Here is a 10,731-nt window from a genome sequence, read left to right on the forward strand (position 1 = left end):
ATGGCGCCCACTCTGGTCATCGACCTCCTCGGATTCACCGGTGGGCGCGGAGGCACGGAGACCTACGCGCGCGAGGTCATCCCGCGTCTTCCCTCTCTTCTCGCGGGCGTGGAACTGCGCGCCCTCGTCTCCACGCCCGGGCGCGACCTCGTCCGCGAGTTCTTCCCGGGGGACGTCCTCGAGATGAAGGGCGTGGGAGATTCACCCGCATCCTGGGCGAAGGGCGAAGTCTTTCTCGCCGAGCGCGCGGCGCGTTCGCTCGGTGCTTCCGCGATATGGACGCCCGCGAATTTCGGGCCGATCCGCCGAGGGCTGCCCCGCGTCGTCACGATCCACGACCTCATCTATCACCAGATCCCGGGGCCGCTCTCTCAGCGCCCGTTCCGCCGCGCGACGGCTGAGCTGATGAGTCGCTCCGCTCGCACCGCCGATGCCGTGATCTCGGTGTCCGAGGCGACGGCCGACGAGGTGCACCGCCGCCTCGCTGTGCCGCGGAGCCGGCTCCATGTGGTGCCGCACGGCACGACGCCACCACCCGAAGTCGCATCGCCGCCCGCGCGCCGCGGTGACCTCGTGCTCAGCACGGGCAATCGCATGCCTCACAAGAACCACGTCGGGTTGTTGGAGGCCGTCGCCAGGATGGAAGAGGGCTCTCGTCCGTCCGTCGTCATCACCGGCGGAGGCTCGGACGACCCCCTCGCCGCCCACGTCCGGCGTCTCGGACTCGAGGGCGTGGTCGACCTTCCCGGGTGGGTGAGTCACGACGAACTGGAGCGGCTCTACTCGCAGGCATCCGTCTACGTATGCCCGTCCCTTCTCGAAGGATTCGGCCTCCCCGTCCTCGACGCACTCGCGCGTGGCTGTGTGGTCGTGGCCAACGACATCCCCGTTCTCCGCGAAGTCGGCGGCTCCGAATGCCTCTACGTGGATGCGACGGATGCCGATGCGCTCGGCCGGGCCATTCGCCGAGGACTCACGCTGGACGGCGACGTGCAGCGCCGCGAGCGTGGGCAACACTGGGCCGCCGGCTTCACGTGGGAGGCGTCGGCCGCGAGCACCGCGGCGGTCCTTTCGCGCGTTCTGCGTCTTGCCGCACCCACCACGCCGAAGGACTCTCGATGAGCGAGCCGCGTCTGGACGTCGTCGTCCCCGTTTACAGCGGCTGGGAGCACGTGGAGGCGTGCCTGCGTGCACTCGAGGCGCAGACGCTCCCCGTCAACGTCTTCGTCGTCGACGACGCCTCACCCGACGACACCGCCGACCGTATCGCCGCGGCGTTCCCGGGTGCGACGCTCCTGCGGAACCCTCGCAACAGCGGCTTCGCGACGTCGTGCAACAACGGCATCCGCGCCGGTAGCGCCCCGTATGTCGTGCTTCTGAACAGCGACGTCGTCGCGGTTCCGGAGATGGCCGCCGTCATCGTCGAGCAATTCGAATCTGCCGATGAGCGTGCGGGTAGCCTGTCGCCGGTTCTGCGCGACCGCGCCGGAGCCGTGGACGCGTATGGAACTTGCGCGGATCCCACGCTGGCGGGATTCGTGCGCTGGCACGGCGCCCGGACCCTGCCCGAGGCGTCGGACGAGATCTCTCCCCGCAATCTCGGCCCATATGGAGCCCTCGCCGCGTACCGTCGTTCCGCGCTGACGGAAGTGGGGCTGCTTGACGAGAACTTCTTCATGTACGGCGAGGAGCTGGAGCTCTCGATCCGGCTGGCAGCCGCGGGGTGGACCTCCATCGCGCTCCCCCTAGTCCTCGGCTCTCACATCGGGGGTGCCAGCGCTGGGGTCGAATCGCCACGGCAGCGCTACCTGAGTGGCTTCGGGCGCGCGTACACGCTCCGCGTCTATGGTGTGTTGCGCAGTCGCCACGCCCTTCGCGCGCTGGCGACGGAGGCGATCGTGGTCGGCGCTCGGCTCCTTCAGCGACGCGACGTCGACTCGGTGCGCGGTCGACTCGCAGGGTGGCGGGCCGCCGCACACGTTCCCCGACGCCCGCGTCCGCTCACCGGCCTCGACGAGACCGTCACCTTCATCCAGTCGCTGCGCATGCGCAGCCCGGGGTATTGGAGGGATCTCGCGAGTTCCGCCGTCGAGCGGACGCCCCCGGGCGGTCACCCAGCCGACCGAAGATAGCCTTCCAGGCTCACCCGCCACGGCGCCGGGTCGAGCGGGGCTTCCACCGCCAGCACGCTGTTGCGAGGTCGGGGTGCGACGGGGTGAGTAGCGCTGGCGAAGTACTCGTCGGTGGTCACGCCCGTGACGCGCTCGGCGTCGTGTCCGGTGAGGCGGAAGACGTCGCGCGCGATGTCATACCAGGTCGCGGGGTCACCCGCACCGGTGATGTTGTAGACCCCGACCGGCGCGGCGGTGTCGAGGAGGGTGCGAATGGCGGCGGCGATGTCACTGGTGAAGGTGAGTCGCCCGACCTGATCGTCGACCACCTTGGGGTCGATGCCGCGTTCGGCGAGGGCGGCCATGGTGCGGACGAAGTTGTTGCCCTCACCGATGACCCAGCTGGTGCGGAGGATGTAGTGGCGGGGGACGCTGGCCACGATGGCGTCTCCGGCGGCTTTGGTCTGCCCGTAGACCCCGAGGGGGGAGACGGGGTCGGCGGGAGTGTAGGCGTCGGACTTGGTGCCGTCGAAGACATAGTCGCTGGAGACGTGGACGAGGGTGATGCCGTTCTCGGTCGCGACACGGGCGAGCGCGGCCACGGCGGTGACGTTCGCCGCCCAGGCCGCGGTGCGCCCTTCCGGCGTCTCGGCGAGGTCGACTTTGGTGTACGCGGCCGCGTTGATGATGGTGCCGTAGTCGCGCCAGCGACGGGCGTGAGGCAGATCGGGCGACGTGACATCGAGGTCATCGCGAGTGGTGTACTCGATCCACGGGTGGTCGCCGAACTCCGCCCGTAGCGCGCGGCCGAGTTGGCCGTTCGCCCCGGTGACGAGGATCTTCTTCGGCGGCATCGGAACGACGTCGGCGAGGCGAGGGTGGCTCTTGTCCTTCTCGCTGATCTCCACCGATTCGAGCGCGATGGGCCAGGCAATGGCGGCGGTCTCGTCGGCCAGGTTCAGGAACGTGTAGGTCGCGTCCGGCGACCAATGGTCGTTGACCAGGTAGGTGTACGCCGTGTCGGGTTCGAGGGTCTGGTACGAGTTCCCCACGCCGCGGGGGACGAAGATCGCTTTGGACGGGTCCAGCTCCGCGGTGTACACCGCCCCGAAAGTGTCGCCCTCACGCAGATCGACCCAGGCGCCGAAGATCCGTCCTGTGGCGACGGAGACATACTTGTCCCACGGCTCGGCGTGGATACCGCGGGTCGTGCCGACCGCGTCGTTGAAGGAGATGTTGTTCTGCACCGGTCCGAAGTCGGGCAGATTCACGCCGTCGGCGGTCATCTTCTGACGTTGCCAGTTCTCCTTGAACCACCCGCGGGAGTCCCCGTGGACCGGAAGATCGATGACGATCAGTCCGGGGATCGAGGTGATCGTCGCTCGCAGGCTCTTGCCGAACTCCGTGGCCACCGCGGTCACTGGCCCTTGCTGGCGTAGAACGCTTCGACGCCGTCCTTCGCCGGGGCCCACCACGCCTCGTTCTCGCGGTACCACTGGATCGTCGCAGCCAACCCCGATGCGAAGTCACCGTAAGTGGGAGTCCATCCCAACTCGGTGCGGAGCTTCGTCGAATCGATGGCGTAGCGAAGGTCGTGGCCGGGGCGGTCGGTGACGAGGTCGTAGGCGTCGTCCGGCTGTCCCATGATCTTCAGGATGGACTCGACGACGGTCTTGTTGTCCTTCTCGCCGTCCGCACCGATGAGATAGGTCTGCCCGATCTGACCCTTGTCCAGGATCGTCAACACGGCCGAGGAGTGGTCATCGGCGTGGATCCAGTCCCGCACGTTCTCGCCGGTCCCGTACAGCTTGGGCCGGATGCCGCGGATGACGTTGGTGATCTGGCGCGGGATGAACTTCTCCACGTGCTGATAGGGGCCGTAGTTGTTCGAGCAGTTGCTGATCGTGGCGCGCACCCCGAACGAGCGCACCCACGCCCGGACGAGCAGATCCGAGCCCGCTTTCGTCGAGGAATACGGAGACGACGGATTGTAGGGGGTGGACTCGGTGAACCGCTCCGGGTCATCGAGTTCGAGATCGCCGTACACCTCATCGGTGGAGATGTGATGGAACCTCACGTCATGCCGGCGCGCGGCCTCCAGCAACGTGTAGGTGCCGATGATGTTCGTGTCCAGGAAAGGTCGCGGGTCGTGCAACGAGTTGTCGTTGTGCGACTCCGCCGCATAATGGACCACCGCGTCCACGTCGGCCACGAGCGAATCCACCACCGACGCGTCCGCGATATCGCCGACCACCAACCGCACCCGATTCTCCGGCAGGCCCGCCAGCGACGCGCGGTTTCCGGCGTAGGTGAGCTTGTCCAACACCGTCACCGAGTGATCCGTGTGGTCGATGACGTGATGGACGAAGTTGGAACCGATGAACCCGGCGCCGCCGGTCACGAGCAGGTGCGCCATCAGCGACCCCTTTCCAGGATTTCGAGCAGGTAGCTGCCGTAGCCAGACTTCACCAGCGTCTTCGCCCGCTCCTCGAGTTCTAGGTCAGAGAGGAAGCCTTGACGCCAGCCCACCTCTTCGGGCACACCGATCCGCAGGCCCGTGCGTCGCTCCATCGTGCGTACATAGTCGGCGGCATCCGTCATCTGATCGAACGTCCCGGTGTCCAACCAGGCGGTTCCGCGCGGGAGCACCTCCACCTGCAACGTGCCGCGACGCAGATACTCGGCATTGATGTCCGTGATCTCGTACTCGCCGCGAGCCGACGGCTCGAGACCGCGAGCGATCTCGATCACGTCGTTGTCGTAGAAGTAGAGCCCGGGTACCGCGTAGTTGCTCTTCGGCTGCGCCGGCTTCTCTTCCAGCGATACCGCACGGCCTTCGGCGTCGAACTCCACGACGCCATACGCGGAGGGCTCGGCGACCCAGTAGGCGAACACGGCACCGCCGTCGACATCGGCGTACCGTTTGAGCTGCGAACCGAGACCCGGCCCGTAGAGCAGGTTGTCGCCCAGGACAAGAGCCACCTTGTCGTCGCCGATGAAGCTCGCCCCGATGGTGAAGGCCTGCGCCAGACCGTCGGGAGACGGCTGTACAGCGAAGGAGATCTCGACGCCGAACTGCGAGCCGTCACCGAGCAGTCTTTCGAAGAAGGGCGCGTCGTGGGGGGTGGTGATCACGAGGATCTCGCGGATGCCCGCCAGCATCAGAGTGGACAGCGGGTAGTAGACCATCGGCTTGTCGTAGACGGGGATGAGCTGCTTGGAGACGCCCAGAGTGATCGGATGCAGACGCGTGCCGGAGCCCCCGGCGAGAATAATCCCCTTCACCCGACCATCGTCGCACATCGACGTCCGGTGCCCAGGCCCGACCGACGGTGACCTGTACGCGCTCGAACAGGATGTGGGCATCGTCGGAGTTTGCACCCCGCCCTGGAAGGCGCGAGCGACGAGCCCGGATAGGCTCGACCCGATGCACACGACAGAGGTCCGTTCGCGATGACCGGCGCACCCGCTTCGCCGATCGTCGTCGCAGTCGTCGCCGCCTACAACGCTCCCGCCGATCTGCCGGTCCGATGCGCCGCACTCGCGCCGCAGGTTGAGCTCGTGATCATCGTGGACGACGGGTCAGCCACGGTCGATGCCGCCGACTACGCGGACAATCCGACGCGCGTGATCCCTCTCCCCCGCAACCTCGGCATCGCGGGCGCGCTGAACGCGGGCTACCGGGCGGCTCGCGAGTACGGGGCCACGCACATCCTTGTCCTCGACCAGGATTCCCAGGTCGAAGACGGCTACGTGGCCGCGGGCCTGGCGCGCTTCGAAAGCGAGCTCGCCGCGGGTGTCGAGATCGTCTCCGCCGTTCCGGAGACGGTCGAGGAGGAGCGCATCACAGTCAGACGCGACGGACGGCCCTTCGATCCCATCCAGTCCGGCCAATTGATGTCCGTCGACGCGATCGATCGCGTCGGACCTTTCGCCGACGACTTCGTCATCGACTCCGTCGACAGCGAATACACCCTCCGCGCGAGAGCGCGGGGTTTCGAATTCACCGTCGTCCCCGGGAGCCACCTCCAGCACACGCTCGGCGAGCCGACCCCGTTGCTGGTGTTCGGGCGCCATCTGCGTCTTCTCGGGAAGCCCCGTTTCAGCCGCTACCACCAGCCGTTCCGTACGTATTACATGGTCCGCAACGGGCTTCTGTTGTGGCGACGCCACGCGAGGGGAAACCTGCGCTGGCTGCTCCACCGAACGGGATACATGATGATCGACGTCAGCTTCAACGCAGTGAGCGCGCCGGACACGCCCGCACAGATCCGCGCGATCGCACGGGGCGTGCGCGACGCGATCGCAAACCGGGCGGGGCCGATCGCTCGCTGAGGGAGACTCGAGACGGCCCGCCCGCTCTCCGCCGCCCGATATCCCCCACGGGGTGAGCACATAGCGATGTGACATAGTTGTCGACGCGTGTGACGGAAGGATCGGCGTGACTTTTGCTGCTGTGGTGGTCTCCTACAACAGGCGGGATCTCCTTGAGAAGTGCCTGACCGCACTCGAGAACCAGACCCGTCCTCTCGACGAGATCATCGTCGTGGACAACGGCTCGACGGACGGAAGCGCTGAGTACGTCGCCGAGAACCACCCCGATGTCTTCCTGTTCCGCACCGGAGCGAACCTCGGCGGTGCCGGCGGCTTCGCGTGGGGTGTGGAGATCGCGTTGGCTCACGGACACGAGGGCGCGTGGCTCATGGACGACGACGCGGAACCCGAGTTGGACGCGGTGGCGCCCCTCATCGAGGCCTTCGAGAACGTCCACCCGACGCCCTCCTTCGTTGCTTCCCTCGTGACGGCCGGTCGGGGGACCTACAACAAGCGCAACCCTCCGGTGATCAGCAACGATGCCGAGCGACAGGTCGTCGCCCACGCACACGGCGGCATCGCAATCGACACCGCGACGTTCGTCGGCGTGATGGTCAACCTTCGGCTCGCCGCGACGACACACTTGCCGCTCAGCGACTTCTTCATCTGGCTGGACGATTCCGAGTACACGCACCGACTCTCGCGCCGCGAACTCGCCATGGTCATGCCCTCGAGCATGATCAACCACCCGGACAACAAGCCGGTGAGCAACGATATGGCGGGCCGCCTGTTCTACTTCCTGCGCAACTATCTCTGGTACATCCGCGAGCGCGACGGAAAACTGAGCAGCAACATGCTCGACCGCGTGGGTCTCGTCATCCACGCCGCTCGGCAGTTCGCCGTGGCATCCGACAAGAAGCTGTGGGCAACGTCCGTGGCGAAGGGATTCGGCCAGGGATTGTTCACCCGGCCGCGCCGGCAGCTGCCCGGCAGTCTTCTGGAGACGCTGCCCGCCGGAGAGCGGGCACGGTTGACGACCGGTGGCGCGCAAGAGTGACGGGCGTTCCCCCGGGGCGATCATGACCACGCGGGCGGGCGGAGCGCGACGCCTCGGCGGATTCGCCCTTTCCACGGGCCTCAGTTCCGCGGTCACGCTGCTCGCTGTTCCGATCATCATCACCGGCGCCGGCCCGTTCGTCTGGGGTGTACAGGCCGCGATCCAATCGGCGGCGGGCCTGTTCGGTGTCATCGTGGCGTTCGGTTGGGGAACCACCGGCGCCGCCGAGGTGGCCGCCATGGATCCCTCCTCGCGGGCACAGTGGTATGCGCATTCGTTGGTCGCGCGTACCTATCTGTTGCTCATCGCGTATCCCGCGATGGTCGCGGTGATGTGGGCGCTCAACCCCACGCTGCTCCCCCTCGTTCTCGTCGCCTCGGCCGCCTATCTCGTCCCATCGATCGGGGCCTCGTGGTACTTCATCGGCGAGGCACGCCCCGATCGGCTCTTCCGCTTGGACGTCCTGCCGCAGACCCTCGGTGTCGTCGCGAGCCTCCCGGTCATGATGCTGACGGGTGATCTCACGCTGACGATGGTGGTGCAGTTGGTGTTCAACGTCGTCGCTGTCTCCTTCTCCGCTCGCGCGATCCTCCGCGGAGCGGCGGCGCGCGTCTCCTTCCGACCTGCCGCGGTCGTCCGGCAGCTGGCAACGCAGCGTCATGCCGTCATCACTTCCGCCACGTCCTCTCTGTACGTCGCAACTCCGCTTCTCGTTCTGAACGCCGTCGCACCCGCAGCCCTCCCGGCCTACGCAATGGGCGACAAGCTCTTCCGGTTCGCACTGACCGCCTTCGCGCCGATCCTTCATTTCACCCAGGGCTGGATCTCCGAACGCGGGCCAGCAGAACGGAGGGAGCGCATTCGTCGCGTCCTCCTGGTCATCCCCGTTGTCAGCCTCACGGGCGGAGCGTGCGTCATGGTGCTGGGACCATGGACCGCGGCCGTGCTCTCCCAAGCTGCGATACCGTTCGGTCTGGACCTCAGCGCACCGTTTGCGGTCATCCTGTTCGCTGTCACGCTGAGCCAGGTCCTCGGACTCGCGTGTCTCGTTCAGCTCGGACGGACGCGAGATCTCGCCGCTTCGACGATTCTCGGGGCAGCCGTGGGTGCTCCGCTCCTCGTCGTCGGCGCGATAGTCTTTGGTGCGCCCGGGGTCGCCTGGGCCCTCGCGCTCTCCGAAGTGCTGGTCGTCCTGTACCAGGGCACCATCGTCCTGAAAGCTCTCCAGGCCCGGCCCGCTTCCTGAGTTCACGCGCGCGGGCGAGTGACGGTCGCACGCGCACGATCCCGTAAGAACGAGCCCACTAAGATTGTGTGGTCCGCCCGAGGACCTCAGAAAGGTGCTGCTGCCTGTGTCGCCCCACCCGACCGCCGACAATTCGCGGCTTGTCACTCCCGGAGCGAACAGCGGGCTGTTCGAGGTCTTCCGTCGGCGGTACCTGCTGACGTTGATCATCCGCAAGGAAGTGGGAATCCGCTACCGGGGATCCGTTCTGGGATGGCTGTGGTCCTACGTCAAGCCCCTCGTACAGTTCGTCGTCTTCTTCGTCGCTCTCGGCATTTTCCTCAATCTCAACGCCTCGATCCCGTTCTACCCGATCTACATGCTGTCGGGGATCACGATCGTGACCTTCTTCAATGAGGCCTTCTCGAACGGCACGCGGTCTCTCGTCGACAACGCCGCCCTCATCAAGAAGATCTACTTGCCGAGAGAGATGTTCCCCGTAGCCAGCGTGCTGGTCGCCGCGGTCAATACGATTCCGCAGATCGTGGTGATCCTCATCATCGCGATCTTCCTCGGGTGGGCGCCGTCGGTCCTTCACGTGCTGGCCGTCATCTTCGCGCTGGTCATCGTCACCGTGCTGGCCGTCGGCCTCGGAATGCTGTTCGGATCCGTCAATGCCACATTCCGTGACGCGCAGAGCTTCGTCGAGATCATCGTGATGTGCGCGGTGTGGGCCTCACCCGTCATGTACCGGTGGCACATGGTGGCCGACAACGTGCCGGGATGGGTTTTCGATCTCTATCGTCTCAATCCGCTCACGCCGGCGGTCGAGCTCTTCCATTGGGGGATCTGGACTCCTTTGGGCGGCGAAAACTCGGCCCCGATGCCGGGACTGCTCATGTACTCGTTCATCGCACTCGGAATCGCGGTTGTCGTGCTCGTTGTCGGGCAGATCGTCTTCCGTCGTCTGGAGGGTCGTTTTGCCCAGGATCTCTGACGCGGCTGTGCCGACCGTGGTGGTGGAAGGCGTTCGAAAGACCTTCAAGCTTCGGCACACGCATTCCTTCAAAGAAACGTTCGTCGCTGCCGTCCGACGCAAGCCGCTGTCCACCGAGTTCCGCGCTCTGGATGCGGTGTCGTTCCAGATCGATCGAGGCGAAGCGGTCGCGCTTCTCGGCTACAACGGTTCCGGGAAGTCCACCATGTTGAAGCTCATCTCTGGGGTCCTGAAGCCGGATGCCGGCACGGTCATGACCCGCGGACGAGTCGCCGGTCTCATCGAGGTCGGTGCCGGATTCCACCCCGACCTGTCCGGCCGCGAGAACATCTTCCTCAACGCCGCGATCCTGGGAATGAGCCGACAGGAGATCGAGGAACGGTTTGACGATATCGTCGCGTTCAGCGAGATCGAGCAGTTCATTGACACGGAGGTCAAGCACTACTCGTCGGGCATGTTCCTTCGACTCGCGTTCTCCGTGGCTATCCACACGGAGGTGGATGTGCTGCTGATCGACGAGATTCTCTCGGTCGGCGACGAGCCCTTCCAGCAGAAGTGCCTCGCTCGCATCCGTGAACTGCACGCGAACGGCAAGACTCTCGTCGTGGTCAGCCACGATCTCGACATGGTGTCCCACCTGTGCGACCGCGGCATTCTCTTGCGCCACGGCAACGTCGAGTTCGACGGAGACAGCCGGGAGGCCGTCGCTCTCATGCGTCAGTGACAGCGCGTCCACGAAGGACGCCCGCGCGATGGCGCGAACGGTCCTCGGCAGGGCGAAGTCTCATCCGCGCGGCGTGACCGTCACCGAGTCGGTCGCACTGTCCCAGATCGCTGTGCCCCCCTGGAACGTCTGCGTTCGGCCCGTGCCGGTGGTCGTCACGGCACCCGTGGGGTACCCCAGCGTCCCCCTCTCGAAGCCGTTCTGCCGCCAGTAGGTGCGGATCGCGCCGTAGGTCTCCCACGCCCCCGTCGTCGGCGACCAACTGATCGCACCGAACTGGAAGTTCTGGTAGCAGCCACCGTT

At 66.1% G+C, this 10,731-nt stretch carries 11 protein-coding genes; 7 read left to right on the forward strand and 4 right to left on the reverse strand.

Annotation, left to right across the window (positions count from 1 at the left end):
• Both LL239_RS09870 and LL239_RS09875 read left to right on the forward strand, forming a co-directional pair.
• On the forward strand, positions 1 to 1,122 hold the full coding sequence (locus LL239_RS09870; RefSeq protein WP_228163262.1) for a glycosyltransferase family 4 protein: 1,122 nt from the start codon (positions 1 to 3) through the stop codon (positions 1,120 to 1,122).
• Positions 1,119 to 2,132 carry a glycosyltransferase family 2 protein gene (locus LL239_RS09875; protein WP_228163263.1) on the forward strand — a complete coding sequence of 338 codons (1,014 nt, stop codon included), beginning with the start codon at positions 1,119 to 1,121 and terminating at the stop codon, positions 2,130 to 2,132. Before LL239_RS09870 ends, LL239_RS09875 begins: the two co-directional genes overlap by 4 nt.
• Here the strand turns inward: LL239_RS09875 and LL239_RS09880 are convergent.
• Genes LL239_RS09880 through rfbA form a run of 3 tightly spaced genes read right to left on the reverse strand, consistent with a single transcriptional unit; the run spans position 2,111 to position 5,396 of the window.
• Positions 2,111 to 3,523, reverse strand: coding sequence for a sugar nucleotide-binding protein (locus LL239_RS09880; protein WP_228163279.1), 1,413 nt, complete (start codon positions 3,521 to 3,523; stop codon positions 2,111 to 2,113). The genes LL239_RS09875 and LL239_RS09880 overlap by 22 nt on opposite strands.
• A 5-nt stretch (positions 3,524 to 3,528) precedes the next feature.
• The gene (gene rfbB, locus LL239_RS09885; RefSeq protein WP_228163264.1) at positions 3,529 to 4,527 is read right to left on the reverse strand and encodes a dTDP-glucose 4,6-dehydratase; all 999 of its coding nucleotides are present in this window, start codon (positions 4,525 to 4,527) and stop codon (positions 3,529 to 3,531) included.
• A complete protein-coding gene (gene rfbA, locus LL239_RS09890; RefSeq protein ID WP_228163265.1) occupies positions 4,527 to 5,396 on the reverse strand; it encodes a glucose-1-phosphate thymidylyltransferase RfbA in 870 nt (289 codons plus the stop codon). The genes rfbB and rfbA overlap by 1 nt, the downstream gene beginning before the upstream one ends.
• 168 nt (positions 5,397 to 5,564) lie before the next feature.
• Between rfbA and LL239_RS09895 the strand changes: the two genes are divergently transcribed.
• From LL239_RS09895 to LL239_RS09915, 5 genes are all read left to right on the forward strand, one after another.
• Positions 5,565 to 6,446 carry a glycosyltransferase gene (locus tag LL239_RS09895; protein WP_228163266.1) on the forward strand — a complete coding sequence of 294 codons (882 nt, stop codon included), beginning with the start codon at positions 5,565 to 5,567 and terminating at the stop codon, positions 6,444 to 6,446.
• Between the two features lie 106 nt (positions 6,447 to 6,552).
• Positions 6,553 to 7,482, forward strand: a complete 930-nt coding sequence (locus tag LL239_RS09900) for a glycosyltransferase family 2 protein (RefSeq protein ID WP_228163267.1) — start codon at positions 6,553 to 6,555, stop codon at positions 7,480 to 7,482.
• Positions 7,483 to 7,504: 22 nt separating this feature from the next.
• A complete protein-coding gene (locus LL239_RS09905; RefSeq protein ID WP_228163268.1) occupies positions 7,505 to 8,728 on the forward strand; it encodes a lipopolysaccharide biosynthesis protein in 1,224 nt (407 codons plus the stop codon).
• A gap of 94 nt (positions 8,729 to 8,822) precedes the next feature.
• Positions 8,823 to 9,704 (forward strand): ABC transporter permease, encoded by an 882-nt coding sequence (locus LL239_RS09910; RefSeq protein ID WP_374197624.1) that lies wholly within the window; start codon positions 8,823 to 8,825, stop codon positions 9,702 to 9,704.
• A complete protein-coding gene (locus LL239_RS09915) occupies positions 9,688 to 10,428 on the forward strand; it encodes an ABC transporter ATP-binding protein (RefSeq protein ID WP_228163269.1) in 741 nt (246 codons plus the stop codon). Before LL239_RS09910 ends, LL239_RS09915 begins: the two co-directional genes overlap by 17 nt.
• Before the next feature lie 60 nt (positions 10,429 to 10,488).
• Here the strand turns inward: LL239_RS09915 and LL239_RS09920 are convergent.
• Positions 10,489 to 10,731 (reverse strand): LGFP repeat-containing protein (locus LL239_RS09920; protein ID WP_374197625.1); only part of this gene is annotated, 243 nt, incomplete at its 5' end.

This window comes from Microbacterium testaceum, from assembly GCF_020781835.1.
GTDB classification, from domain to species: Bacteria; Actinomycetota; Actinomycetes; order Actinomycetales; family Microbacteriaceae; genus Microbacterium; species Microbacterium testaceum_H.

Excerpts from the sequence above, each read along its gene's own strand:
- rfbB (WP_228163264.1), bottom strand. The coding sequence starts at position 4,527 with ATGGCGCACCTGCTCGTGACCGGCGGCGCCGGGTTCATCGGTTCCAAC.
- LL239_RS09895 (WP_228163266.1), top strand. The coding sequence starts at position 5,565 with ATGACCGGCGCACCCGCTTCGCCGATCGTCGTCGCAGTCGTCGCCGCC.
- LL239_RS09870 (WP_228163262.1), top strand. The coding sequence starts at position 1 with ATGGCGCCCACTCTGGTCATCGACCTCCTCGGATTCACCGGTGGGCGC.
- LL239_RS09905 (WP_228163268.1), top strand. The coding sequence starts at position 7,505 with ATGACCACGCGGGCGGGCGGAGCGCGACGCCTCGGCGGATTCGCCCTT.
- LL239_RS09875 (WP_228163263.1), top strand. The coding sequence starts at position 1,119 with ATGAGCGAGCCGCGTCTGGACGTCGTCGTCCCCGTTTACAGCGGCTGG.